Below are 26,238 nucleotides of genomic sequence, written 5' to 3'. Positions count from 1 at the left end.
GGAGGAACTCGTCGTGAGGCATTACAGCAAGCTCTATTGGCAGTTTTTCAAGGCGCGTTTGAAGGTCATGATGGAATATCGGGCCGACTTCTTCATCGGCGTTCTCTCCGTGTTTCTAATTCAGGGAACCGCGATTCTGTTCGTCAGCATCGTGTTCCAGCAGATCGATTCGTTGCACGGCTGGACGTTCCATCAAATTCTGTTTATCTATGCGATCGCGCTTCTGGGCAGATCGATCGAGCATATCTTTTTCGATAACTTATGGACGGTAGGTTGGCAATATATTCGCCCCGGGAATTTCGATAGACTGATGATTCGTCCGGTGAACGTATTGTTTCACTTGATCGCGGACCGGGTGCAGCAGGATGGGGTTGGCAGCTTTCTTATCGGCCTGATCGTCCTATTCACTGCAGTGCCTCACTTAGGAGTGGACTGGGCGATAACCGATGTCCTGTTGCTGATTCTTATGATTGTATCCAGCGCGGCTATTTTCTTGGCCGTTAACTTGTTCTTCGCCACCTTCTCGTTCTGGATGCTAGACAGCTTGCCCGTCATGGTGGCGGTGCAAGGAACAAGCGACTTCGCCAGATACCCGATGGGAATCTACGGCAAAGGAATTCAATTCGTGCTCACTTGGATCATTCCGTACGGGTTCACCGCGTTCTATCCGGCGGCCGTCTTTATCGATCCGTCCGGATTCCGCCAATTCGCGTTGCTAACTCCACTGGTCGCCGCGTTAAGCCTGACGATCGCCTACTTATTCTGGAACAGAGGTCTGCGGGCGTTCTCGAGCACGGGGAATTAGAAGACGAAGCAGGGAAAAAAGAACGCCCTTCCATGAGCAGCCAAGGCTCGCGGAAGGGCGTTTATTTGTTGCCACGGCTAGAGCTTGAAGGAGGATGTCTTCTCGCGAAGCGACCGGGAAGCGTCTTTCAGGCTGCCGGCCATTTCGAGAAGTTTATCGGAAATTCGAAGTTGCTCCTCCGATAGAGTTGCTACCTGATCCATTCTGCCGTCAATGTCGATGGACGATTCGTTCAGCGTTTCTACCGACTCGACGATCGTTGTCATGCCCAATGCGATCTCCTGGATCGCGAGGGTGATCTCGTCCATTCTTATGGCTAATTCGCCGCTTTGATTTTCCAACCGATCGAACGTAGTATTGGAGGCCTCGGAAATCGATTTCGTCTTCTCGATCAAAGCGGCGAACGAATCCAGGCTGCTCTCGCATTGCTTCAGATCGGCATGAATCTGTTTAAGGTCCACGGCGATGGCTTTGGATAATCCGTCCGTCTGTCCGGAGAGCTTGCGGATCTCGCCCGCTACGACGGCGAATCCGCTGCCGTGCGCGCCTGCCCTGGATGCCTCGATGGAGGCGTTAAGCGACAACAAGTTCGTCTGATAAGTAATATTGCTAATTCCGGAGAGCAATTGCGTAACTTTGCCGTAACGTTCGGTCATGAGATGAAGGATGGAGGACAACTGATCGAATTCTTTAGACGTTTCGGTAACGAGATGGGCGATCTCGTTCATTTTCTCTTTGCCGTCGTAGGAAGATTGGCGCATTCTCTTCATATCGTTATTGATCGATTCGCTGGATGCGGATATTTGCTCGGAGCTGGCGGATACTTCTTCCGTGACGGCCGATATGGAAGCATTCGATTGGCTCTGCGAAGAGACGAGCGTCTGACTGACGGCGACCTCTTGTCTGGCCGCTTGAGAAGCTTGTTTATTATCGGCGAGACTGGAGGACATCAGCTCGGCTACGGCGAGAACCTGTTCGCTGACCGACACCGTAGAAGCAAGGGTGCCGCGCAATTCCTGCCCCATATCCGTTAGCGAACGGTCGATCATGCCGAATTCGTCTTTCGACGTTAGAACGCGGTCGTATGTAAAATCGCTGTTCTTGTAGGCTTCGATGTGCTTTGTAATGGCGCTTAGGCTTCTTCTGATCTGATAGATTAATCCCGTCATCGCTAGAGCGGGCAACAGCGCAAGGACGATGATGTTGACCAGCACGGTTGTATTCGATGAGGAGATGGCCTCGGAGAGCGCTTGGTCCCGCGATTCCGACGCCTTGGCGAATCTCGCCTGGGCATCAATGTCGGTTTTGCTTAGAACATCCGAGTAAGAAGTAAGGACATCCAGGCGCATTTTATCTTTGACTGCTTTCTCCATGATCATCTCGTAGGCGTCGTGTTGTTTTTTCAAAGCGTTATATCCCAGCGTTAATCTGGCTGCCAACGAGGCGAACGAATCGCGGAAATCTTTCGCCGGGAACTCGACGTCCAGTTCTTTCAGATCGCTGTCTAATTGCGGGAGCGAGACGGATACCTCTTCCAAGTTGGTTCGTACGGTATCTTTTTTCGATGCGGTATAGGTTTCCAGAATTTCGACGAACGTTATCGTAGTCATTTCTAGTTTCTTGGAAATCAAGCTGTATTGTTCTTGAACCTTCTGAAGCTTGTCCGATTTGTCCATTTCCGTCTGGACGATGTTATTCTGATAGAGTACGAAACCGCCGGCCCCGATGTTAACGACGGTCAACATCACCAAGAGCAGGATCATGCGGTGAGTGACTTTCAGTTGCGACAATCTGAAGCCGAATTTAGACATAACGCTGGATTTAACTTTGACCCCGTTTGCGTTTATCTGTTTCATAGTAGCCGCCCTTTCTGTTTTTCGGATAGCGATATATGAACTATGTTCACAATTTTAACTCAGTTTTTCGTTTGGTGCAAACGTTTGCATTGTAAAAATTAAGAAAAAGCAAGAAGCTTTCGAACTATTTAGGGAACCGGAGAAGCGGACTCGCTGGTATAATGGTAGAAAATAAGAAAAATGGATAAATACAAGGAATGGGATAGGAGCCGAGTCTATGAAATGGCGCGATCGCTACGAGAAAGAGTTGGCATTCCTATTCGCCGAAGCGGCTGCGGAGACCGCGCGGTTTCCCGAGCCCTTTAACGAGATCGGGCTTGCATTGCTCGCCAAGGCCAATCCGCAGGATAACAGCGCAGGCACGAACTACATTACCTTTCTCTTGCCTTATTGGCTTAAAGAACGGATTGCCGAGTCATCGGATATCCTGTGCAGGGATCTCGCCATCGGCAACATCTTTGCCATGCTTCATTACTTCTTAATGGACGACGTCATGGATTTGGGAGCCGAGTCGAACAACAAGGTAGGGGTTCGGGAAGCCCTTGTGCTCGGTCAGCTCTATCAAGTCTTATTTCAGCAACGCTACGGGCGGCATTTTGCGGCGGAATCCCCTGTGTGGCAGGATTACAGGCGTTATATGGAAGTCTGGGGAGTAGCCGTGTCCCAGGAAAACAAGCAGTCGACGAACCCGTACGATCCCGGAAGGCTTGCGGCTAAGTCGGCCCCGGTTAAGCTATGCGCAGCGGCCATGCTTCTATCGGCCGGGAGAAGGGAGAGCTTGCCGGAGCTGGAAGCGGCAATCGATCTCGTGCTGGCAACGTTGCAGTTGGCCGACGATTGGAAGGATTGGCGGGACGATCTTGCGGAGGAGAGCTGCAATGCGTTTCTTACGCTTGTTAGGCAACGAATTTCCTTGCCTCCCGATCAGCCTCTCGATGAGCGGAAGGTGAAGCAAGGGATTTATCGGGCTAATGCGCTCGATCATCTATTGGAGATTTCTGAGGGATATGGGAGACGTCTAGTAGAGATATCGGACGTTCCCTTAAGTCTGGTAGATTTTCAACAAACTTTAACCGAAGAAATAAGACGGGATGCCCGACTGGCGGAAGAGATGACTTTTGAACTGGCATCGGGAGGATCTTTGTCCTACTTTTTGTCGAAAATATCAAAAAAATGAGAGATTTTGTCCCGGCCTCGTGATATGATGAGAGGGAATTCAACCACATATTGGAAAGGTCGTGTCCGCATGTCATTGGAATCCTTGAAGGTGCAGATTATCAAAAAGGCTTGGGCAGATCCGGCTTTCAAGAAAAGCCTGCTAAGCGATCCTAAGAAAGCCGTTAAAGAAGCATTCGGCGTAGAAGTTCCAGCGGAGATCGAAGTGAAAGTGGTTGAAGAGAGCCCTTCCTTGGCCTATCTCGTCCTTCCTCCCAATCCGGAGGACGTTGCGGATGGGGAATCAAACGTGAGATTTCCCTGGTAAAAGGTTATCGTTAGCGACTAGAGGGAACCGGATGATAAATTCGGTTCCTTTTCCTTTGGTGCTGCGAATCGTAATGGTACCTTTCATAACCTCGATGATTCGGAAGGTTACCATTAAGCCAAGGCCGGTACCTTTGGTTTTCGTTGAGAAGAACGGTTCTCCCAGCTTGGCGACTTCTTCTTCCTCCATTCCTTCTCCATTGTCGGCGAGCCGGACAACGGCCTCGCCCTCCTCGGCGGCCACCCCGATCGTAATGACTCCTTCGCTTCCGATCGCTTCGATGCTATTCTTGACGATGTTGATGAGAGCCTGCTTTAATTTCGAGGAATTGCCGTAAATATACTGGTTATCCTGCACATTGCAGTTAAGAACTCCGCCGTTCATCGCCGCCAGAGGCATCATGATCGCTCCAAGGCTCTTAATCTCTTGCGATAAATTAAGGATCGTAATCTTCTCGATGTCAGGCTTGGCAAAGGTTAGAAAGTCGGTAATGATATCGGAAGCCCTGTCCAATTCGTTAACGGCCAGATCAAAATACGATTTGCTTTTATCGTCGGTTTTCACGGCAAGCAGCTGCAGAAATCCTCGCGTGACCTGCAGCGGGTTGCGGACTTCATGCGCTACGGAGGCGGCGAGATCGCTAATGATCTTCATTTTCTCCGTACGTTGCAGGCTATGATTGAATAATTCCAGTTCTTTGGAGTAGGCGAAAAGTTTGTCGTAATCGGCGGAGATGCGCCTGGCGAGAATGATAACCAAAGAAAGGATCATGATCGCGACTCCGAATTTCCATAGGAACAATACGTAGATTTTGTTGCTCCAGTAATACAACAACATATCGACCGTGCATAACAAAGCGAATAGGATAAAACCGATCGATAAGATGATGGCATTCTTGTTGCCTTTCTTGGCGTTCAGAATAGACAAGACGATAATGAGAGGAAGCTGCACCAGAATGAGAACGCCCATAATGACATTTAGAATCAAATAAGAAATTTCATAATGTTGTTCTCCCGTAGCCGTGTAGATAAGCAGGGCGAGCAAGCAGATGATGGAGTATCCCGTCTGCAAATGCCGGAGTTTGGTGAAGAAGGAGAATTGCCCTTCGAAAACTTGGTCAATATAATAATTTAACGAAGGAACAAGCACAAACAAGGACACATCGAATAAGATCAACAGCAAGTCCCCATATTCGTTGAGATAAATGTAGGGCAGCGGGGAGTAGACTATGATTAAAGTTCCGGTCGTTAAGGCGATTAGGCACAGAGAAATCCATGAACTTCGCTGTTGGCGACGCAAGTATCCCGAGCATATCAGCATGATCAGCGCCAGTGCGGCGATCGACGATCCGAGCAATAGATCGGGCAAGTCCTTGAGAACGAAGCGATGGGATAGCTTATCGAAATCGTCGATGCGAATATCGCTGGCTAATCCTATGCGGTCGCTCGTCGTATCGATGCGGATATCGTAAACCGTCGGCACGGAAGCACTGCGAATGGGAAGCAGAAGCTTGTTCCTGTCGAATTTGAAATCTCGTTTGGATTCAAATACGAGTTGACCGTCCTGATATACGGATAACTCAAGACCGTACAACCGGTCGACTAGCAAGCCCGGCCGTTGCCATTCGTCCGTCGGAGGTACGGAAATACGCGCCCACATCCCTTGCATTCCGTTAGGAATAACCGTTAAAGGGTTGTCGACGCTTGTTTGCTCCCATGGTCCCGAAGCCGAAGGGGCGGAAGGGAGGGCGTCGGATGAGGCAGGAGCGGGAATCCACTGGATTTGCCAATCGCGGATAACGATCGGACGGCTCTGGCTCTCTGCCAGGGCAAGCTGAGGAAGTAATATAAAAAGCGAAATGAGCAGGGTAAAAAGTCGCAGAACCGTCGGCCAATTCGCCAGCTTCATCGAATCCCTCACTGTTACTCGTTCTTCTCGGTTGGAAGAGATGGATTTAAGTGCAATAAAAGATGAAATTCGACAATATTCTACCATTTCCTCCTACTTTGGAAATAGAAATGCAATAGGATGAAAATATTACGTTCGGTTGACAATGCGGAATGATGTAACTATAATGATTACAACGGAGGGCGTTAAGCATGAAAATCAGCAGCCGATTCTCTATAGCCGTACACATCTTATCGTTGCTTGCGATTTCGCCCAGCACCCACTGTACCTCCGAATGGATCGCCGGCAGCGTCGGAACGAATCCCGTAATTATTCGCAGGATCTTGGGGCAACTTAAGAAAGCTGGGTTGGTAACGGTTCGCGCGGGCAGCGGCGGAGCGTTCCTAGCCAAAAGCTTGGACGGGATCGATTTGCTGGAAGTTTATCGCGCTGTCGATGTCGTGGAAGAGGGGAAACTGTTCCACATTCATGAGGAGCCGAATCCGCAATGCCAGGTCGGAGCCAATATTCAAGCCGTCTTGCAACTGTTGCTCGCCCGTGCGCAGGAAGCGATGGAGAACATCCTAGCGGGTATTACGATGGAAGAATTGGTTACCGTTCTTGCCGAACAAATCAAGTCCAAAGCTTAAACTGTTCGTAAGGAAGGTTACGCTACTTTTTTGCCCTTGTTGTAACTATAATAGTTACAACGAAAGAATATAATATTCAATACTACTATAGGAGGCGTTTAAAGATGAAAATCGGAATTATTGGAGCAAGCGGCAAGGCGGGTGCGGAAATCTTGAAGGAAGCCGTGGCAAGAGGGCACGAAGTGACGGCTATCGTTCGTGATGCTTCGAAGATCAACGAACCTAAAGCGAAGGTTGTTCAGAAAGACGTTTTTGAGTTAACCGCGCAGGATGTCGGGGCATTCGAAGCAGTCGTCAACGCGTTCGGCGCTCCGTTCGGCCAAGAACATCTGCATGTCGAAGCCGGCAGAGCTTTAATCGCCGCATTGCAAGGCGCTCCCGATACGCGGGTCATCGTAGTGGGAGGGGCGGGAAGCCTCTTCGTGGACGAAGCGAAGACGGTCCGCCTGATCGATACGCCGGAATTCCCGGATATCTATAAACCGACCGCGTCTAATCAAGGTAAGAATCTAGAAGACTTGCGCAATTCGACCGGTATCAAGTGGACGTTCCTCAGCCCGGCGGCGTTCTTCAATCCGGAAGGCAAACGTACGGGATCCTACGTGACGGGTCAGGATAACTTAATCGTCAATTCCAAGGGAGAAAGCCATGTCAGCTACGCGGATTACGCGATTGCGGTCGTGGACGAAATCGAGAACGCTAAGCACATCAATTCCCGTTTCACGGTCGTGTCGGAATCGGAGTAAGGCATAAAGAGGCTGCGGGATTCGCTCTTCAATTTACCCGACCGATGTACGGCGGCCTTCCGAGACGTTGCTATGCCAAACTTTATAGATTTTTTTCAAGCACTCCGGAACACTGACACTAAGTTGTCAGTGTTCTTTGCTTATGATGGGGTTAGAAATCGCAAATGACCTCGAAAGGAAGATAAGAAATGACAATGCGTCAAAACAAAATGGGGATGATCGTAGCCGGGCTGCTGCTGTCGATTCTCATGGCTTCAATGGATAATACGATCGTGGCTACGGCTATGGGAACGATCGTAGGCGAGCTGGGAGGGCTCGACAAGTTCGTCTGGGTTACTTCCGCCTACATGGTGGCGGAGATGGCGGGAATGCCGATCTTCGGCAAACTGTCGGATATGTATGGGCGCAAAAGATTTTTCCTATTCGGAATCGTCATGTTCATGCTCGGTTCCGTCCTATGCGGAACGGCAGGCTCCATCGTCGAACTCAGCATTTATCGCGCCGTTCAGGGAATTGGCGGAGGAGCTTTGATTCCGATCGCTTTTACGATCATGTTCGACTCGGTTTCGCCGGATAAGCGCGGCAAGCTCATGGGATTGTTCGGCGCCGTGTTCGGCATGTCGAGTATTTTCGGACCGTTGCTCGGAGCTTATATTACGGACTACATTAGCTGGGAATGGATTTTCTACATCAACCTGCCGATCGGATTAGTCTCGTTATACCTTATCGCCAGATATTACAAAGAATCGCTCGAGCACGCGAAGCAGCGTATCGATTGGCTAGGAGCGGCTACGCTCGTCGGCGCGATCGTCTGTCTCATTTTCGCATTGGAGCTGGGCGGTAAAATGTTTGCTTGGAACTCGATGCAGATTATCGGCTTATTCGCGGGATTCGCGGTTCTGGCAATCTCGTTCCTATGGGCGGAGACGCGCGCCGAAGAACCGATCATTTCGTTCCGGATGTTCAAGGACCGGTTGTACGCGACGAGCAATATGATCGCCATCTTAAGCGGAGCGGCATTCATCGTGGCTTCGGTATATATTCCGATCTTCGTTCAAGGCGTCCTAGGGGGGTCCGCCACGAACTCCGGCTACGTGCTGCTGCCGATGATGCTGGGCACGGTCGTAACCGCAACCGGGGCCGGGTTCGTAATGAACAAACTGTCTTACCGATCGATCTTGGCTTCGACTTTGATCTTGCTCGCGGTGGGAATCGGCTTATTGACGACGATATCGGCAGACACTTCCCGTCTTGTCATTACTTTGTATATGATCCTGGTCGGGCTTGGAATCGGGGCTTCGTTCTCGATCTTGACGAACGCCGCCATGCATTCTTTACCGATTAATCAGCGCGGATCGGCAACCGCAACGTTGAATTTCCTGCGCTCGCTCGGAATGATGCTCGGTATTACGATCTTCGGTATTCTTCAGAGCCATGCCATGACGCGTAAGTTGACCGATATCTTTGCGGGAGGCGCTCCGGCTCCTAATATCGATTTCAAAGACCCGTACGTTCTTATGAATCCGGCTGCCCGCGCCATCATCCCGGAGCCGACCTTGGATTCCGTTGCCAGGGGGCTGTCTTCCTCGATATCCGATACTTTCGTATGGGGACTGATCCCGGCGATTCTGGCCGTGTTCGCCGCTTGCATGATGAGCAGCGAGAAGCATGACCCGAAGGCGGAGATGGAGTCTTATGCCGCAGCTCATTAAGCCGCAGCGCAGAGGATAGCAAACCTATTGACAGCAAAGGCAAGCGGTGTTAAGTTCAACTTAATAACATAAAGGCAATGTAACCTATGGGTTCAACCTCGCTGAGAAGGGGGTTGGGCCCTTTTTGCGTTGACCTATCAAAAGGAGGATTCACATGGACAAAACGGCATTTAAACAACGGCTGCTGCAACGGCTCGACGGAATCGGCAGCAATCTGGAAACCAAAGAAGGAGCCTTGTTATTATTAGGACTTGGTTCCGTCGGCAGCGAACTGGATCGGTTGGACGAATACTCGGATTTGGATTTTTTCGTCATCGTGAAGCAGGGCTTTAAGACAAGATTTATCGATCATCTGGATTGGCTGGAGGATGTTCACCCCTTGGCCTACCAATTTAAAAATTCGGATGTCGGCTGCAAAATTCTATTCGAAGACGGGATTTACGGCGAGTATGCCATTTTCGAAGAAGAGGAAATGAAGAGCGCCTTCTTTACCGGAGGGAGAATCGTATGGAAATCTCCCTCGTATGCGAATGGAGAAAACTTCAGCGTATCCGGAAAAGTAGCCAGCCTGAGAAAGGATTCCCTCGACTTCCCCTTGAACGAGGCGCTAACGAATCTGTACGTGGGGCTGGGGCGCTATGCCAGAGGGGAGAAGCTGTCCGCGCAACGGTTTGTTCAAAACTATGCGGTGGACAGCATTCTGTCCGTATTGCATTTGTTAGAGCCGGAAGTGAGCTATTTTCCCGACCCTTTCGGCAACGAGCGCAGGCTTGAAGCGAGATTTCCTCTTTTCGCGAAGGCCGTTGGAGAGATGGTCCAGGGGTACGATCGCGTTCCGCAATCGGCGCTTCGCATCTTAAGCTTCTTGGAAGAGGCGTATCCCGTCAATCGCAGGTTAAGCGACGAGATTCGGCGGTTGGCGGCTAAACTTCAAGATTAGCTATTTTTCAATATTTTGTCCGCGAGCGAAGGAAACCAACGTTGAACAAGCTTGAGCAGCTTAACTTTGCCGACGCGGATTTCGAGCCGATTGTTCCGATAAGAAGCCCAAAACTCCGTAACAAGCCGTTCGGCGGAGAGCAGTTGAACAAGCGCGTCCAATTGCTCTCCGCTCGCCAGATCGCAACAATAGGTCGAGATGCCGGGATGCTTATCTTTCTTTTGATCTAGCTTAATCTCATTACGGCCGATAACGATGACCTTATTGCCGTTCTGGATAAACCGTTCCGCCAAAGCGAGCCCGATGCCCGAAGCGCCGCCCGTGATGAGTACGGTATGACCGGATTGCTTCATGTTTGATTCCCCCTGTTCTTATGCTCAATATAAAGCAGGAAAAGGGGGAGTTCCTTAACCTAGGTTAATTTCTTGCAAAATATACTGGTATAACTTCGCGCTGGCAGACTGTAACGAAGAGGTTTTGCGGACCAGTCCGGTAAGCATATCGATGGATGAGCCGCTTATTGAACGTACCGTTGTCTTTGCCGGCAGGGGGTTTAAGACGATTTCGGGTACCAGCGCGATCCCGAAGCCGTATTCGACATAATTTTTCAAAGCGGTCATACTGCCGATCTCCATTGTTTCTAGCGAGATATGGCCCGATTGTTGAAGAACCGTTTCGAGCTTCTTGCGATAAGGACAGTTTGCTGACGTTATCAATAGGCGGTAATCTTGTAAATCGCTTGGCTCAATGATCTCTTTCCGGGAAAGCGGGTGTTCATCCGGCAGTAAAACCACGAACCGCTCCTGAAACAGCGGTTGAAAATAGAGCTCGCTGCCAACATCCGGCGTGGAGCATAGGGCAAAATCGATGTTTCCTTGCATTAAGGATTCCGTTAAGGCAGGCGTGCTGGAGATTTCCAACGCTATGCGGATTCTCGGGTATTGAGCCATGAACCGTTGCAATAGCCGAGGCAATCTGCAACTGGCGGTCGGTTCCGTTACGCCGATCCGGACCGTTCCCGTTTCTCCGATAGACAGATCCGATATATTCTTTTGTACCTGTTCCATGCGCTGTACGATATCCAGGCTTTGCTCGTAAAATAGCCTTCCTGCTTCCGTTAATCGGATTTTTTTTCCTCGTTCCATGAGTTGAACCCCTAAATCGGCTTCGAGCTTTTGAATTTGCATCGTTACCGTCGATTGGGCGTAATTCAATTCCTCCGCTGCTTGAATAAAACTCCCGTGCTTCACGATCAAGTGAAACGTTCTTAAAGTTTTGAGATCCATGAGAGCGCTCCTAATTGCTTCTACATTCAGTAATTTTGAATTATTGGTTCAATAAGTTCAATTATACAAAACAATACTTGGGGAATACAATTGGGTTACGAACATAAGGGAGGGGATCTGGATTGGGGATGCCACATACAATCGCTATCGTTACCGGAGGAGGCACCGGAATCGGCAGGGCGACATGCTTAGCGCTTGCCGAGCGGGGGGTTACCGTCGCGGTGAACTATTCTCGCTCTAGAGCCGAAGCGGAAGAAGTGGCGCAGCTCATTCGTCGGAGCGGCGGACGGGCGATTGCCATACAAGCCGATGTTTCTAGGGACAATGAAGTTAGAGGAATGGTCAATCGACTGGAGGAGCAATTCGGAACCGTCGATTGGCTTGTGAATAACGCAAGCATTACCCGTCATCTCCCTCTGGAGGATTTGGAGGCCGCGACCGAGGAAGTTTGGGACGAACTGTTCGGCGTAAACGTTAAAGGCATGTTTTACTGCGCTAGAGCGGTTGCCCCGATTATGAGGAAGAACGGACGAGGAGCCATCGTTAATTTAGGAAGCATCGCAGGCTCCACGGGATCCGGCTCGTCGCTTCCCTATGCCGTATCCAAAGCGGCGGTCCACGGATTGACCAAGTCGTTGGCGAGGGCGCTAGCCCCGCATATTAGGGTCAACTGCATCGTGCCGGGAGCGGTCCCGACGAGATGGTGGGCCGGGAGGGAAGAACAAATGAAGAAGTTGGCTCCTAAGCTGCTATTGCAGCATCTCGCAGCTCCGGAGGACATTGCCCAATCGATATGCGCAACCCTGGAGCTAGAAGCGATGACCGGTCAAATCATTACGGTGGACGGGGGACAAACGCTGTAACCGACTCTAAGGCGCAGCGCGGCCTTCTTTTAACAAAGGGAAAAGTTGTTTGCCCAGGTCTTCCTCCAGAGTGAAGAGACTGACCGTGCGTCTAGCTCCATCGTTGGTTATGGGAAAGGAACGCAATTTAGGGTTGGAAGCGTTGACTGCCACGATCCGGGGAACGAAGCCGATGCCTGCCCCCGTCGCCACGTAACCGAGAATGAACTCCCCGAAGCCTACTTCCGCCTTAAGAACGGGCCGATGGCCATGCTGCTCCATCAGGGTAGTCAGCAATTGTCTGATTTGGCAAACCGGAGGATGGAGAATAAACGGTTCCTCGGATAACTCCTTTAGGGACGCTTCGGTTCGGCTTGCTAGAGGGTGAGAGGAATAGACGACGGCATAGAACGGTTCTTCGAACAGGACCGTGCTCCATAACGATGGATGAATCGGAATATGTCCGCATACGGCGGCGTCGATTGCGCCCGATTGGAGCATGTCATGCAGCTCGGCCGACGTATTCGCCACGACAAGCTCGGCTTCGATATTCCGAGAGTTCAGCTCGAATACTTTCTCTGGCAGGTAGTAAGCTGCGAGACTCGGAAGCGCGCCTAAGCGGATTTTGCGGGAATGCCGCATGGCGGACAGCTCCGCCCGCAAAGCCGATATTTCTTTAAATAAGGGACCGATACGCGCGTACAAGGCTTTACCGGCTTCCGTTAATTCCACGCCGGCGGGGGAACGCTTGAACAAAGTGGCGCCGAAATAGGTTTCTACGCTGCGAAGCTGCTTGCTTAAGGCAGGATGCGTCATCTGCAGTCTTTCGCTAGCTTTGGATATGCTTCTCTGCTTGGCCGTCTCCAGAAAACTTTCGAGGTATGCGATATTCACGTTGTTCACCCGCTATGTCTGTATGTAATTATAGCTTAGAATACCAAAACGGATATTGCGTGAATAGGGTGCAACTTTTGGCGTTAGCCATGAAAGGAAATGGAAATTCCCGGCCTCGCGCGAGCCGTGTATGATGTCCCTAGCCACTTAGGGAGGGGATGCAAAATGAGAGTAAGCGTCATAGGAACGGGACGAATGGGTAGAGGGCTAATCGGCATGCTGGCTTCGGCTTTGAATAACGCCGAGTTGACGTGGGCTTCCCGTTCGCCGGACAAGACAAGGGAACTGCTGCGGGAAGCGAAGCTCGATTCCGTTGTTCCGGTCGGCATGAACGAGGCTTTGCAAGCGGACGTCATTTTCGCCGCTCTCTGGTTCCGGGATTTGTTGCCTTGGGCGGAAGACCTTAAGGAGGAACTTAGAGGCAAAATTCTCGTCGACATCGCCAATCCGTTCACGGAGGATTTCAAGGATTTTACGACGGAATGGGGTACTTCGGCTGCCGAGCAATTGCAAAATCGGATTCCCGGGACGAAAGTAGTCGGAGCGTTCAAGAACACCTTTTTCAAAGTGCTGGAGAACCCCGTACACGACGGTCAATGGAGCGACGTATACGTCACTTCCGATGACGTTGCGGCTAAGGCGGCGGTGTTGCAGCTGCTCGGGGGCATTCCTTTTCGCGTGTTGGATGGAGGCGCCTTGGGCAATAACCGGATCATCGAACGGATGACGTTGTTCGAACGGGAACTGGCAATCCGCTACGGAACTTATCCTTATGCGTCTTTCCGGCTGTTCGGATTGAACGGCGGCAGGGGCGGTTAAGGCTGCTGAAACGATTCCCATAGCAAAAAAGCCGACAGGACCCGCCTGCCGGCTTATCTTTATTTTTTCAACAACAGGTACGCGAAATAAGGAACGCCGATTAACGAAACCATGATCCCCGCGGGGATTCCATCGGGACCGACGATATTGCGCCCGATCGTATCCGCGACCAACAGCAGCCATCCGCCCAATAGAACCGCGACGGGAATGAACAGCTGGTTGCGGGGTCCCACCAAAGCTTTGGCAATATGCGGTGCCATCAGTCCGATGAACGCGATTCCCCCGGTGACGGACACGGCGGCAGCGGCAGCGGCGACGGCAGCCAGCAGCAATACGACGCGCTCCCGTTCCACCTTCAATCCGACGCCGACGGCGGTGGCTTCGCTTAATCCGAGGATGTTCAATCGGGTAGCCTTGAATAACGCAAACGGAATGAGCAGGATCAGCCAAGGAGCAAGAGCCCATACGAAGGGCCAGTCCGTGCCCCAGATGTTGCCGGCTATCCATTTGGCGATAAAATCGACTTTCTGCCGTTCGGTCGAGGAGATGATGACGATCATCATGCCGGACAGCGCCATCGAGAAACCAACCCCGATCAGCACTAGCCGAATCGGATTCAGGCCTTTGGTTCGGCTATACGAGAAGATATAGATCAGACAAGCCGTAATTAACGCGCCGACGAAAGCGACGAGCGGAAGCGTGTAAGCAAATGAACCGACATCGATCGGAAAGTACAGGAAAAATACGGCGATCGCCACGCCCGCGCCCGAGTTAATGCCGATAATGCCCGGATCGGCGAGATCGTTGCGCGTGACGCTTTGCAGTATCGAACCGGATAAGGCGAGAGCCATGCCGGACAGCACCGTGATCATGATTCGCGGTAACCGGACGGAATATAAGACGAAGTCTTCTTTGAACGTTCCGTGCCCGAATAGGACCGGGAGCAGCCTGTCATACGACAAGGAGGAGTAGCCCAACCCCATGCCGATCACGGCGGTCGCCGCTATCAAACCTAAACAGGCCAGAACGATCAACCTTTGTTTGCGGATAAGATGAGATAAGATCATGACAGAGCTTTGCCTCCTTTACGAACGACTAATAGGAAGAACGGCAAGCCCAGCATCGCCACGACGGCTGCGACCGGCGTTTCGTAAGGCAAGTTAATGGTACGCCCGATCGTATCCGCGAGCAGCATGAACGAACCTCCGATAACGGCGGAGAACGGGATAATATAACGATAGTCGGTTCCTACGATAGGGCGTACGATGTGGGGAATCATCAAGCCCACGAAAGCCAAATTCCCGACTAGCGCGACCGAAGCGCCCGTCAACACGACGATAAGGACGAATAGCGCTGCTTTGATCTGTACCAGCTTCTGACCCAAACCGACGGCGACTTCATCGCTTAGGCTAAGGATCGTGACCTGGTTCGCTAGGAAGATGGCGATCAGCACGCCGATGATAATGACCGGACCGATCGTTTGGAGCTGGCCCCACGTCGTTCCGATAAGCCCGCCCGCGGTCCACATGTTGACGTCCTTGGAAATTTTGAAAACAATGCTGACGCCGTCCGAGATCGCGTAGAGGAACGCGGACACGGCGGCTCCGGCAAGTACGATGCGAATAGGAGACAGGCTGCCTTTGCGCACTGCGCTTAAGAGAAGAACGAGGCTTGCTCCCAAGGCGGATCCGATAAAGCAAGCAATCATGATGCCGAAGTAATCTAGCCCGGGGATCAATACCAACGCGAGCGCAAGCGCCATATTGGCGCCTGAAGTTAGACCGAGCAATCCGGGATCGGCCAGCGGGTTGCGGGTTACGCCTTGCATGATCGAGCCGGATACGGCAAAAGCGGCCCCGACGAGAATGGCCGCGATCTCGCGCGGAATCCGAAGCTCCCGGAGTACCAGTATTTTATCGCTAGTCTTGTTAGAGGCTATCGCCAGCCATAAGTCATGAATCGAGGTGTCCTTCGCGCCGAACACCATGGATACGATAAACATGCCAATAAATACAACAAGCCCCGCAATGAGCTTATACGTGAAGGGAATGGCGCTTTTTTTATTCGTCATCGGTCTCTCATCTTCTCTTCATAGAATAAGGGAGGAATTCTTGAAGCAAGAATTCCTCCTCGGGGCAATCTTAGCCAAGCAGGCTCTTAATGAAGAAGTCTAGCTGATAGTCCAGCGTCAGCGGATCGTTGAAATAGAACTCTCTGGCATTGACTTCGAACACATGGTTATCTTTAACCGCCGGGATGTTCTTGTACGTATCCGTATTTTGGAACGAGTTGTCCGCGTCCGGATTTTTGCTGAAGATGACGTAGTCGCCGGCGTACTCGGGAAGAACTTCCGCGGATAAGGCGTAGTAACCGTCTTTCAGTGCCATCTCTTTGACTTTCTCGGGCATGGCCAGCTTCATTTCTTGGTACAGGATTTCCGTGCCGCGGCCCCAGTTGTCGCCGAAGACGTACAACTGCTTATCGAAGCTCTCGATGACGGAGAACGTTTTGTCCGCGCCGATCTTCGCTTTAATGTCCTCGCCGGCTTTCTGAGCGCGGGCTTTGAAATCGTCGATCCAAGCTTGGGCTTCTTTTTCTTTGTTGAGCAGCTTGCCGATTTCCAAGTGCTGGGTCAGGTAATCGACTTTGCCGTAAGTGAACGTGACCGTAGGGGCGATTTGTTTTAATTTATCGACGTTCTTGATATTGTCTAAACCGATGATCAGGTCGGGCTCCAGCTCAATGATCTTTTCCAAGCTTTCGTCCGTTACGGATTGAACGTCCTTCAGCTTCTCCTCGAATTTCGGATTCATCTTGGACCAGTCGTCTACGCCGACAAGCGGTACTCCGAGCGCCATCACGTTACCCGAGAAGGACGAGAGCACGATGACGCGCTGCGGATTGGCCGGTACGTCGATCGGACCGGTCTGGGATTGATAGACGATCGTGCCCGAGGCGGTTTCGGCCGACGCCGATTCCGAGGCCGTGGCGGCCGGAGCGGAAGCGGAAGGGCTGGCTTGCTCGGACTGAGCCGGGCTGCTGTCGTTATTGACGGCTTTGCCGCCGCACGCGCTAAGGATTAGCACGAGAATAAGAACAAACGGGATTAACGCTTTTTTCATGGAATGATTCTCTCCTTCAGCAAATGAATGCTGTCTTTGTATGGAATATGTAGGTGATTTCTCATTGAGGTTGGGGTAGTCTCATTCACCTAATGAGAATGATTATCATAATCACTACATTGCACATTCTATAGCCTTGCGAGAGGAGCTGTCAATAGTTTTTGCGGCTTTCAGCATTAATTCAGTTTTTATCAAATAAAAAAACTCCCTCAACGAGGGAATTAGCCGCCATTCGATAAGCGGCAAGGCGCCGCAAGCTTGTTTATCCGAAACATTTCTGGGACAATGTTATCAAGCATATGCAAGCTCCGGCTACTTATCGAAATGAGGGTTACGAATGAATCTTGAATCTATATACGGACTAACGTTCGACCAGCTGGTCTCATGGCTGGCGGAGAGAGGGCATAAGAAGTCCCGCGCCTCGCAAGTGTGGGATTGGCTGTATCGGAAACGGGTCAAAGAGTTCGCCGAGATGACCGACGTGAACAAGGATTGCGTTCAATTGTTGGCGGACCATTTCGTCATCCATACGCTTAGCGAGCATTTGAAGCAAGAATCGGTGGACGGAACGATTAAGTTTCTGTTCAAGCTTAAGGACGGCAACTTGATCGAAACGGTGCTCATGAGGCATAAGTTCGGCTTGTCCGTCTGCGTGACGACGCAGGTCGGCTGCAATATCGGCTGCAGCTTCTGCGCGAGCGGCCTGATCAAGAAGAGCCGCGATCTATCCAGCGGCGAGATCGTGGAACAGTTGATGAAGGTTCAACATCATCTCGATTCGGCGGTCAAGGGCGAGCTCGTCAGCCACATCGTCGTCATGGGAATCGGCGAGCCGTTCGATAATTTCGAGAACTTGGTGGATTTCATATTGACCGTCAAAGACCAGAAGGGGCTGGCGATTGCCGCTCGGCATATTACCGTATCGACAAGCGGGCTTGCCGACAAAATCTACGATTTCACAGATGCCGACCTCAGGGTCAATCTGGCGATTTCCCTTCATGCGCCGAACAATGAGCTGCGGACGCAGATCATGAAGATTAACAAGGCGATCCCGATCGAGAAGCTATTGAAGGCGATCGACTACTATTTGGACAAAACGAATCGGAGAATCACGTTCGAATACATTATGCTGAAGGATGTCAACGATCAGCGGGAGCATGCATTGGAGCTTGCCGAATTGATCGGAGATAGACGGCCGTTAGTGAACGTCAACTTGATTCCTTATAATCCCGTTGACGAGCACAGCCAATATCAAAGACCGGAACGTTCGACGGTGAGCGCGTTCTATGACACGCTTAAGAAGCAATCGGTAAGCTGCAGCGTTCGCCTGGAGCATGGGGTAGACATCGATGCCGCTTGCGGACAGCTCAGAAGCAAGCAAATCAAGCTTGAAGCGCAGAGGAGCGGATAAGCATGAGATATCGCCGTCTCGGCAACAGCGGGCTGGAAGTCTCGGCATTAGGCTTGGGCACCAACGCATTCGGGAAAAGGGCAGATCAAGACGTGTCCATTCGAATCGTTCATCATGCCTTGGATAACGGGATTAACTTTATAGATACGGCTAATATTTACGCGGGGACCGAGTCGGAGAGGATCATCGGACTGGCTCTGGCCGGCAGGCGGCACGAAGCGGTATTGGCGACCAAGGCGGGGCTGCCTCGGGGCAAAGGACCCAACGAGCGGGGCTCATCCCGCTACCATCTGCAGCAGGAACTGGAAGCGAGCCTTAAACGGTTGAATACGGATCACGTCGACTTGTATCAAATTCATACCTTCGATCCCTATACTCCGCTTGAGGAGACTTTGCGAGCTTTGGATGATATGGTCAGCTCGGGGAAGGTCCGCTACATCGGGGCATCCAACTATGCCGCGTGGGAGTTAATGAAGGCGCTTGGGATCAGCGAGCTTAGAGGTTTCGCCCGTTATGCGGCTACCCAAGCGAGCTATTCCCTGGCCGATCGCACGCCGGAGGCCGAGCTTGTCCCGCTTTGCCTGGATCAAGGGGTGGGAATCATCCCTTACTTTCCGCTTGCGGGCGGGATCTTAAGCGGCAAATATAGCGCGTCGAACAAGGAGCCGATAGGTTCGAGAGCGAACACGGACCCGAGCTTCGGCAGATTTCTGGAAGATCGGTATCTGGAGCTATCCGAGCAAGTCGGCAAGCTTGCGGCGGAGCGGAACGTTACCCCTAGCGCTCTCTCGTTGGCTTGGCTCATGGACAGACCGGCGGTATCGACCGTTATCGTGGGCGCTACGCGCACCGAGCAGTTGGACGAGAATTTACGCAGCGTAGATCTTGAACTGGATTCGCAAACCGCCGGTGCGTTGAACGGGATAAGCGAACCGTTCCGTTACGGCAAGCCGTTCGCCATATACCGATTGCCCTAATCGAACAGAGGCTATTGCGCTATAGTCGCGGGAGCAGCCGTTGGCTTAGGAGCCGTCTGAAGGCTGCGCGCGATTAAATATTGGGCGGAATAATAAGTCAGCATGATGATCGGTCCGGCGTAGGTCACGTCGGATACGAACATGTTCCAAGACAAGACCGAATCCGAGACGACGAACAGCAGGCTTCCGGCGATCGCCAGCCTATTCCCGGACATGATGGCGGACCATGCCATTAACGAGATGACGGTGACATACACCAGAACGGGGATAATGAAATGGGTTTGGTCATCGTTCGTTAAGGCTTCCACAAGCCGATTGCTCATGAATACGGCATACGCGGCGATCGGCAGGATTGTTGCGAACCGCAAGAGCGAGAACCGCCACCTGCCGAAAAAGGCGGTCATATAGAACAGATGTCCGACGAGGAAGGCGGATAAACCGATAATAAACCAGCCCAGCAATCCGTCTCCCATCATGCAGAAGAACAATCCGGCCAGAACGACCCAATGATAGCGCTTACTAGAAGCCGGAATCCGAAGATAGGCGTAAGCGATAATCAAGGCCATGGGAATAAGCTTGAACAGCAGCTTAACGCCATGAGGCTCTGCGGGAATGACGAAAATATACAATAAGCCCGTGAACAGGATGAGCGACGGCAAGACGTATTTTTTCATGAGAAGGATCTCCATTCTTCACTGTTGCCCGATAGAGGCTTTTCTATATTATACATGCGATACCGCAAATTAAGGAGATTAGTATGGCAACGATAGACGATTTTTCCGCTTTGGATATTCGTATCGGTACGATCGTGGAAGCCGAACCGTTCCCGGAAGCCAGGAAACCCGCGATAAAGCTCTCGATCGATTTCGGGCCGCTCGGGATTCTCGCTTCATCCGCGCAGATTACGAATAGATACTCGCCCGAGTCCTTGATTGGCAAGCAAGTGGCGGCCGTGGTCAATTTTCCTCCGAGGCGCATCGCGGGATTCAAATCCGAAGTGCTGGTTCTCGGCGCCGTTCCGGAAGAGGGAGATGTCGTGCTGCTGCAGCCGGAATCGCCGGTGGACAACGGGACGCCTATCGCGTAAGTAAAGGAGAGGGTTCCGATGGCTATGCCGAATCTTCAGGTAGGCACTTTCGTGCTGAACATGGAGTTGCTGGAGTTCATCGTCGCAGGCATGATCGGCGTTATTGCGGTAAGGTACCGTCAGAGGCGGCATCCGGAGCGGGAATCTACCGTTTCCGACGCATGGAGCGCGGTGTTCGTCTGGTTGGCCGTCTGGAAAGGCAGTCTTTTTCTCTTTGATCCGGCAAGCGTAATCGATCACCCTCTGTCCCTTCTGTTCTTCAGCGGGGAGACGAAAGGGATGTATCTGGCTTCCGTGGCCGCGTGCGCTTATATCGGGTTGCGCCAATACAGAAGGCTAGGCATACGTCAGAGCGTCGAGGTTACGGCTACTTGGATGGCGGCCATGGCGACGGGAATCCTCGCGGCGAATGTCTTTTTTGCCGATTCCGCTGGTGGACTTCTCCTGTTAGGTCTTTTCGTTTCGCTTGCCGCATTGATCGTGCTGCTGAGTCCTTCGCTGAAGCGGGCCGGGCAGGTACTCGGTCTCGCTCTTGTCGTGACGATGATCGCGTATACCGTGCTCGATCCTGCCGACAATAAGAGTATCCGCGACAATCAGGCTGCTCCGGATTTCCGCCTAACCGATCTTAACGGAAACGCGGTAAGCTTGTCCGATTACCGGGGCAAAACCGTGCTGATGAACTTCTGGGCGACTTGGTGCCGGGTATGCCGGACGGAGATGCCGCACGTGGAGAAGCTCTATCAGAAATATAAAGACCAAGACGTCGTCATTCTATCCGTTAACGCGACCAGCCAAGAGAGGAACAGTCAGCGCGTGAAACAGTACGCGGACGAGATGGATTACAGCTTCCCTATCGTATTGGACGAAGCCGGCGACGTGTTGAAGCAATACAAGGTCACCGCTTATCCGACCACCTACATCATCGATCCCTCGGGCAACATTCAAGAACGTTATCTAGGGGCTATTAGCTACGAGAGTATGAAGAAGGCTTTGCGGCAATGAGAATACAAACGTGTTAACTGGAGAGTTAACACGTTTTTTGTTATTTTATGTACGGCGTATGTGACAAAACCGTCACCCAACTTCGCGTTACTTCGATGGTTAGATATGGATAACCGTTCTATAGTAGGTAACATGAAGAGGAGGTCATTCGATGCAAACGGTCATTCAAACGAAAAATTTATCCAAAAACTACGGGAAAACGCTAATATTGAAAAATATCGATCTAACGGTTGCAGAGGGCGAATTTACGGCGATCATGGGGCCTTCGGGCTCCGGTAAATCCACGCTGATGAACGTGTTGTCCACGATCGATCAGTTGTCTGGCGGAGAAGTATGGCTGGACGGGAAGTCGTTGCTGGACTTGAAGAAAAGTTCGCTAAGGCAATTTCGCCAAGAGCGTATGGGCTTCATTTTCCAAGACTACAACCTGCTGGACACGTTAACCGTGAAGGAGAACATTCTGCTGCCGCTCTCGTTGCGCAAGTTCGCGACGGAAGAGATGGAGCGGCGGTTGCTGCCGATCGTGCAGTCGCTCAATATCGAAGAGCTGCTCGATAAATACCCGAGCGAAATATCGGGCGGTCAGAAGCAACGGACCGCGTCGGCGCGCGCGATCGTCACCAAGCCGGCGATCGTCTTCGCGGACGAGCCGACGGGCGCGTTGGATTCGCGATCGGCGACGCAGTTGTTGGAGCAATTGGTTCAGTTGAACGAACTTTTCCGGACGACGATCTTGATGGTGACTCACGATATTTACGCGGCTAGCTACTGCAAGCGGGTTATTTTCCTTCGCGACGGAGGAATCGTGAACGAGCTCTATGCCGGAGAGCAGAGCCAGAAGGCGTTCTACGACCGCATCTTGGAAACCCAGAGCATCATGGGAGGCCAATCGCGATGAGCCTGCTCGATCTCACGGTAAGGAATGTCCAGCGTAACTTCCGGCTCTATACGATTTATTTGTTCTCCATGATTACGGGCGTTATCATTCACTTTACGTTCTCGTCCCTTATGTACAACGAGGATCTGCTGGATGCGCTCAAGAACCGCCAGAATTTCCAGAATGGCGTAATTATCGCGTCTATCGTCGTCTTTCTGTTCATTATCTTTTTCATTCTTTACGCGAATTCGTTCTTCATGAGGCAAAGGAAAAAAGAGTTCGGAATGTACTTGCTGCTCGGGTTGAAAGAACGGCAAATTACGTTGATGGTTTTTTATGAAACGTTGTTTATCGGCGCAATCTCGCTTGTTGCGGGCATTCTGCTCGGGGGACTGTTATCGAAGCTATTCGGCATGTTACTCATTAATCTGATGCAGTATGAACAGCCGATCTCGCTCTCTTTCCCGATAGAAGCGATCGGTTCTACCATTGGCTTATTCTTGCTGCTCGCAGTCATTATTAGCGTCCATAGCCATTTCATGATTCGGCGCGTGCAGCTCGTTGAATTGTTTCATGCGAAGATGAAGGCGGAGAAGGCGTTCAAACCGTCTAGCGCGTTGGCCATCTTGGCGATCCTGTTGCTTAGCGCAGCCTTTGTCGTGATCAGTCGCGGAAGAGAGTCCGTATTATGGCAGGATTACGCCACTTCGAGCATGATTGCGGTCACAATAGGGATTATAGGCGGAACGTATTTGTTCTTCCGTCAATTTACGGGCTGGCTGCTGCAGATGATGAGTCGGCGCAAAAAGTATCACGAAGGAAACATGGTGTTATGGACGTCCTCGCTGCGGTTTCAAGTAAGAGGAAATACTCTCAATCTCACTTTTATCTCGCTATTCAGCGCCGTCATTATTTTATTAACGTGTTTTGTCGCCATTAACTACAAGGTTCAGTTCGAGGCCGTAGGGCGGAATTTACCTAATGATATTGCCTATGAATCTCTTGATCCCGCGATGAACGAGAAGATCGATGGTTTAATCCGGGGCTCCGGGCATAAGGTAGACGATCATCGTACATTGGAAGCGTTGGTTGGAAATACCCGGACGGAGCTGGCCGAAGCTTTCGAAAACCCGGCCTATTATAGTCCCGAGCTTCTCTTGGTCGCGGAAAAAGCGTATAACGATATGGTCATCTACCGCGGCGCCGATCAGCAGGTCGATCTGCAAGGGACGGAGGCCGTTTCCCTGGCGCAAGGATCGGACCTTGCTAAGCCGTATGAGTCCGGAGCTCAACCTAACATAACGGTGAAGACGGTTACGGAAACGACGACGTTCCAATTGGTGGAGAAAAAAGATTACGCGCTGTTGGGCTGGAGAACCGACCCCGTTAATTCGATGATCATTAAGCCTGCCATCCTGATCATCTCGGACGAAACGTATCAAAGATTAAACGAGCAAGCCGCAACGAGATCCTACGAGCTCTATCAGATCGACGACGCCAAGAACGCCGAATCGTTATCCAAGGAAATTCATGGATTGGTCGCCCAGACGCCGGACGCTTATTATTCTTCATTCGCGGACGTGTACTCGGTTCAAATCGAAAGTTCTTCCTTGTTGCTGTTCGCCAGCGGATTTCTTGCCCTGATCGCCGTCTTCGCATTAGCTAGCGTCATCTACTTCAAGCAATTGCGGGAAGCGACGGATGAACAACAGCAATACGCTATCTTAGGGAAAATAGGCGTGGATGGCCGGTTAATGAAACGAGTCATTCGCAAGAAGCTTTTGTTCGTGTTCTCTCCGCCTCTATTGCTCGGAATTCTGCATAGTTGGTTTATCATCAAGTATTACATATTGGATTCCGTTCAGGATTTCCCCGGCTTAGACGATCTGGTATGGGGAATCATGATCGTGTATTTCTTAATTTACTTCTTGTTTTATCTGTCCTCGGCGAACCTTTACTATAAGATCGTTAACCAAAGGCAATAACGCGTCGGACCGCCCGTCAGTTTACGAAACCCCCTTGTCATGGCCGCAAAAAGCGACTATGACAAGGGGGTTCTTTGTCAAAGTTCCTTAAAAGGCTTCACCGTGCTCATATACGGATCGTGGTTTTTCGGAAAATGCACGGTCATCTCCGTATACTGCCCGACTTCCGATTCGCACGTGATGTAATGTCCCAATTTGTTCGATAGTTCCTGCGCGAGATACAACCCCATTCCCGTAGATTTCGTATGGGACCGCCCGTTCGTTCCCGTGAATCCGCGATTGAAGATCCTCGGCAAATCCTTCGGATCGATTCCGATTCCGTTGTCCCGTATGACGAGCGATTTCTCTTGCGGAGTGACGCGGGTCGCGATAGATACTTCTCCGTCGTCTCCCGTATATTTCAAGCTATTCGTTAGAATCTGGTTCACGATATAATTCAGCCATTTGGAATCGCTTTGCACGATCGTGGACTTCAAGTCCAACTGGATGCGGATTTTACGGGAGATGAACGTCTTGGAATGGCTCTTTACGAGATTTTTGACGAGCGGCTCCAAATCGCAGTTTCGGATTTCATAATCTTGATTGAAGCTATCCAGCTTGGCGTAATAGAGCGCTTGATCCACGTAGTGTTCGATCCGGGACACTTCTTCGTCCAGGCTTTTGCGATCCATTTCCGTTTGCTGCATTAATCGCAGCACGGCTATCGGAGTTTTGATCTCGTGAAACCACGTTACGATGAAGTTGTAATACTCGTTCTGCTTGGCTTGAACCTCGTTAAGGGCGCGAATATGCTCTTGTCTCATCTCTTCCAAGATACGGTGATAATGATGGGCTTCGAGAGAAAGGTTCTCGGCGTCCTCGCGGTGCATGTGGCGAATGGCCTGGAGATTCCGCCAATAACGGAGAATGACGAATCCGGCCAGCAGGATTAGAACTAGGACTAGAGCATAGAAAAAGGTTTCCCATTGCCATGCGATCGCGGGATCCGTATAGAACGTGGCCATGACGATAAGGAAACCCGCCAGGAACAGAAGGAGGTAGGGTTTCTCGTACTTTAGGAAGCGCCACCATCTCATTCGATTAAGTACCCCATTCCTTTGCGCGTCGCGATAAAGTCTTCGTATCCGAGCGCGGCGATTTTGCGGCGCAGGCGATTGACGTTCACGGTTAACGTGTTGTCGTCGACGAATTGCTCATCGTTCCAGAGGGCTTGCATGAGATCGTCGCGGGAGATGATCTTGCCGATATTGCGCATCATGACTTGCAGCAGGATAAACTCATTGCGGGATAGCTCGGTTGTCCGAGAACCGTATTGCACGGAGGAGTTAGACAAGTTAAAGACGAGCTCGCGGTGAGCAAGCTGCAAATTCTCGTCTTGGTATGTGTAATTGCGGCGCAAGAGCGCGTTGACCTTGGCGACGAGAACGTCCAAGTCGAACGGCTTCTGCACGAAATCGTCGCCGCCCATGTTGATGGCCATGATGACGTCCATGTTCTGATTTCGGGAGGATAGGAAAATAATCGGTACCTTGGACACGGCGCGGATTCGCTGGCACCAATGATATCCGTCGAATACCGGCAGATTAATGTCTAGCAGCACCAAGTGGGGCTGAGCTTGCTCGAACTCGGCAAGCACTTGATCGAATGCCGTCACTTCGGCGACGTTGAACTGCCATTTGCGGAGCGTATCGGCTACGATCGAACGTATTCTCTCATCGTCTTCGACGATCATAATGCGGAACAAAGACAAGCCTCCATTCGTTGCGGCAGCACTCTTGGTCTTTATCCGTAAGCGTTGTACTATGATCATAGCGTAGGGAAGCAATTTTAGACAAGGAAGAAGCGAATGGGATT

General features: G+C 51.3%; 26 protein-coding genes. 15 read left to right on the top strand and 11 right to left on the bottom strand.

From position 1 onward, the window contains the following. Positions 1-13 precede the first annotated feature (13 nt). Positions 14-805: an ABC transporter permease gene (locus FPL14_RS13020; protein ID WP_229263900.1), complete on the top strand. Its 792-nt coding sequence runs from the start codon at positions 14-16 to the stop codon at positions 803-805. Positions 806-882: 77 nt separating this feature from the next. Here FPL14_RS13020 and FPL14_RS13015 read toward each other — a convergent pair whose 3' ends face one another. Then, positions 883-2,661, bottom strand: a complete 1,779-nt coding sequence (locus tag FPL14_RS13015) for a methyl-accepting chemotaxis protein (RefSeq protein WP_182303404.1) — start codon at positions 2,659-2,661, stop codon at positions 883-885. Between the two features lie 217 nt (positions 2,662-2,878). Between FPL14_RS13015 and FPL14_RS13010 the strand changes: the two genes are divergently transcribed. Both FPL14_RS13010 and FPL14_RS13005 read left to right on the top strand, forming a co-directional pair. Further along, positions 2,879-3,838: a hypothetical protein gene (locus tag FPL14_RS13010; RefSeq protein WP_182303403.1), complete on the top strand. Its 960-nt coding sequence runs from the start codon at positions 2,879-2,881 to the stop codon at positions 3,836-3,838. A 69-nt stretch (positions 3,839-3,907) separates the two neighbouring features. After that, positions 3,908-4,144, top strand: a complete 237-nt coding sequence (locus FPL14_RS13005) for an NHLP leader peptide family RiPP precursor (protein WP_182303402.1) — start codon at positions 3,908-3,910, stop codon at positions 4,142-4,144. Here the strand turns inward: FPL14_RS13005 and FPL14_RS13000 are convergent. Then, positions 4,121-6,064, bottom strand: coding sequence for a sensor histidine kinase (locus FPL14_RS13000; RefSeq protein ID WP_182303401.1), 1,944 nt, complete (start codon positions 6,062-6,064; stop codon positions 4,121-4,123). The two genes, FPL14_RS13005 and FPL14_RS13000, sit on opposite strands and share 24 nt — an antisense overlap. 179 nt (positions 6,065-6,243) lie before the next feature. Here FPL14_RS13000 and FPL14_RS12995 point away from each other — a divergent pair, with 179 nt between their 5' ends. The 4 genes from FPL14_RS12995 to FPL14_RS12980 all read left to right on the top strand — a co-directional run bounded on the left by FPL14_RS12995 (position 6,244) and on the right by FPL14_RS12980 (position 10,079). Then, positions 6,244-6,681: an Rrf2 family transcriptional regulator gene (locus FPL14_RS12995; protein WP_182303400.1), complete on the top strand. Its 438-nt coding sequence runs from the start codon at positions 6,244-6,246 to the stop codon at positions 6,679-6,681. A 104-nt stretch (positions 6,682-6,785) separates the two neighbouring features. After that, positions 6,786-7,427 (top strand): NAD(P)-dependent oxidoreductase, encoded by a 642-nt coding sequence (locus FPL14_RS12990; protein ID WP_182303399.1) that lies wholly within the window; start codon positions 6,786-6,788, stop codon positions 7,425-7,427. A 188-nt stretch (positions 7,428-7,615) separates the two neighbouring features. Beyond that, entirely contained in the window at positions 7,616-9,139 is a 1,524-nt protein-coding gene (locus tag FPL14_RS12985) for an MDR family MFS transporter (RefSeq protein WP_182303398.1), read from the top strand. 154 nt (positions 9,140-9,293) lie between these two features. Then, on the top strand, positions 9,294-10,079 hold the full coding sequence (locus FPL14_RS12980; RefSeq protein WP_182303397.1) for a hypothetical protein: 786 nt from the start codon (positions 9,294-9,296) through the stop codon (positions 10,077-10,079). Here the strand turns inward: FPL14_RS12980 and FPL14_RS12975 are convergent. Both FPL14_RS12975 and FPL14_RS12970 read right to left on the bottom strand, forming a co-directional pair. After that, positions 10,076-10,432: an SDR family NAD(P)-dependent oxidoreductase gene (locus FPL14_RS12975; RefSeq protein WP_182303396.1), complete on the bottom strand. Its 357-nt coding sequence runs from the start codon at positions 10,430-10,432 to the stop codon at positions 10,076-10,078. The two genes, FPL14_RS12980 and FPL14_RS12975, sit on opposite strands and share 4 nt — an antisense overlap. Before the next feature lie 54 nt (positions 10,433-10,486). Next, positions 10,487-11,365 (bottom strand): LysR family transcriptional regulator, encoded by an 879-nt coding sequence (locus tag FPL14_RS12970; protein ID WP_182303395.1) that lies wholly within the window; start codon positions 11,363-11,365, stop codon positions 10,487-10,489. Between the two features lie 128 nt (positions 11,366-11,493). On the opposite strand from FPL14_RS12970, the gene FPL14_RS12965 reads away from it, so the two are divergent. After that, a complete protein-coding gene (locus tag FPL14_RS12965) occupies positions 11,494-12,228 on the top strand; it encodes an SDR family NAD(P)-dependent oxidoreductase (RefSeq protein ID WP_182303973.1) in 735 nt (244 codons plus the stop codon). Positions 12,229-12,234: 6 nt separating this feature from the next. Here FPL14_RS12965 and FPL14_RS12960 read toward each other — a convergent pair whose 3' ends face one another. Continuing rightward, the gene (locus FPL14_RS12960; protein WP_182303394.1) at positions 12,235-13,101 is read right to left on the bottom strand and encodes a LysR family transcriptional regulator; all 867 of its coding nucleotides are present in this window, start codon (positions 13,099-13,101) and stop codon (positions 12,235-12,237) included. Between the two features lie 165 nt (positions 13,102-13,266). Between FPL14_RS12960 and FPL14_RS12955 the strand changes: the two genes are divergently transcribed. Beyond that, on the top strand, positions 13,267-13,920 hold the full coding sequence (locus FPL14_RS12955) for an NADPH-dependent F420 reductase (RefSeq protein ID WP_182303393.1): 654 nt from the start codon (positions 13,267-13,269) through the stop codon (positions 13,918-13,920). Between the two features lie 59 nt (positions 13,921-13,979). On the opposite strand, the gene FPL14_RS12950 is transcribed toward FPL14_RS12955, so the two are convergent. The 3 genes from FPL14_RS12950 to FPL14_RS12940 form a co-directional block, all read right to left on the bottom strand. Further along, complete coding sequence (locus tag FPL14_RS12950; RefSeq protein WP_182303390.1) at positions 13,980-14,987, bottom strand: FecCD family ABC transporter permease; 1,008 nt, start codon at positions 14,985-14,987, stop codon at positions 13,980-13,982. Further along, a complete protein-coding gene (locus tag FPL14_RS12945; RefSeq protein ID WP_182303388.1) occupies positions 14,984-15,991 on the bottom strand; it encodes a FecCD family ABC transporter permease in 1,008 nt (335 codons plus the stop codon). The genes FPL14_RS12950 and FPL14_RS12945 overlap by 4 nt, the downstream gene beginning before the upstream one ends. A gap of 70 nt (positions 15,992-16,061) precedes the next feature. Further along, positions 16,062-17,042, bottom strand: a complete 981-nt coding sequence (locus tag FPL14_RS12940; protein WP_182303386.1) for an iron-hydroxamate ABC transporter substrate-binding protein — start codon at positions 17,040-17,042, stop codon at positions 16,062-16,064. Positions 17,043-17,379: 337 nt separating this feature from the next. Here FPL14_RS12940 and rlmN point away from each other — a divergent pair, with 337 nt between their 5' ends. Next, a complete protein-coding gene (gene rlmN / locus FPL14_RS12935) occupies positions 17,380-18,453 on the top strand; it encodes a dual-specificity RNA methyltransferase RlmN (protein WP_182303385.1) in 1,074 nt (357 codons plus the stop codon). A gap of 2 nt (positions 18,454-18,455) precedes the next feature. Next, positions 18,456-19,430 carry an aldo/keto reductase gene (locus FPL14_RS12930; RefSeq protein ID WP_182303383.1) on the top strand — a complete coding sequence of 325 codons (975 nt, stop codon included), beginning with the start codon at positions 18,456-18,458 and terminating at the stop codon, positions 19,428-19,430. 11 nt (positions 19,431-19,441) lie between these two features. Here the strand turns inward: FPL14_RS12930 and FPL14_RS12925 are convergent, their stop codons facing one another. Beyond that, positions 19,442-20,104 (bottom strand): lysoplasmalogenase, encoded by a 663-nt coding sequence (locus tag FPL14_RS12925; RefSeq protein WP_182303381.1) that lies wholly within the window; start codon positions 20,102-20,104, stop codon positions 19,442-19,444. An 83-nt stretch (positions 20,105-20,187) separates the two neighbouring features. Between FPL14_RS12925 and csaA the strand changes: the two genes are divergently transcribed. The 4 genes from csaA to FPL14_RS12905 all read left to right on the top strand — a co-directional run bounded on the left by csaA (position 20,188) and on the right by FPL14_RS12905 (position 24,384). Beyond that, entirely contained in the window at positions 20,188-20,517 is a 330-nt protein-coding gene (gene csaA / locus FPL14_RS12920) for a chaperone CsaA (protein WP_182303380.1), read from the top strand. 18 nt (positions 20,518-20,535) lie between these two features. Then, positions 20,536-21,522, top strand: a complete 987-nt coding sequence (locus FPL14_RS12915; RefSeq protein WP_182303378.1) for a TlpA family protein disulfide reductase — start codon at positions 20,536-20,538, stop codon at positions 21,520-21,522. A gap of 151 nt (positions 21,523-21,673) precedes the next feature. Next, entirely contained in the window at positions 21,674-22,420 is a 747-nt protein-coding gene (locus tag FPL14_RS12910; RefSeq protein ID WP_182303376.1) for an ABC transporter ATP-binding protein, read from the top strand. Further along, positions 22,417-24,384: an ABC transporter permease gene (locus FPL14_RS12905; protein WP_182303374.1), complete on the top strand. Its 1,968-nt coding sequence runs from the start codon at positions 22,417-22,419 to the stop codon at positions 24,382-24,384. Before FPL14_RS12910 ends, FPL14_RS12905 begins: the two co-directional genes overlap by 4 nt. A gap of 77 nt (positions 24,385-24,461) precedes the next feature. Here the strand turns inward: FPL14_RS12905 and FPL14_RS12900 are convergent, their stop codons facing one another. Both FPL14_RS12900 and FPL14_RS12895 read right to left on the bottom strand, forming a co-directional pair. Beyond that, positions 24,462-25,460 carry a sensor histidine kinase gene (locus FPL14_RS12900; RefSeq protein WP_182303372.1) on the bottom strand — a complete coding sequence of 333 codons (999 nt, stop codon included), beginning with the start codon at positions 25,458-25,460 and terminating at the stop codon, positions 24,462-24,464. Further along, on the bottom strand, positions 25,457-26,116 hold the full coding sequence (locus tag FPL14_RS12895; RefSeq protein WP_324617930.1) for a response regulator transcription factor: 660 nt from the start codon (positions 26,114-26,116) through the stop codon (positions 25,457-25,459). The genes FPL14_RS12900 and FPL14_RS12895 overlap by 4 nt, the downstream gene beginning before the upstream one ends. Positions 26,117-26,238 lie beyond the last annotated feature (122 nt).

The sequence above is a fragment of the Cohnella cholangitidis genome (genome assembly GCF_014107495.1).
GTDB classification, from domain to species: Bacteria; Bacillota; Bacilli; order Paenibacillales; family Paenibacillaceae; genus Cohnella; species Cohnella cholangitidis.
The sequence above is the reverse complement of the archived record's forward strand: the minus strand, read 5'-3'. Positions and strand labels throughout refer to the sequence as shown.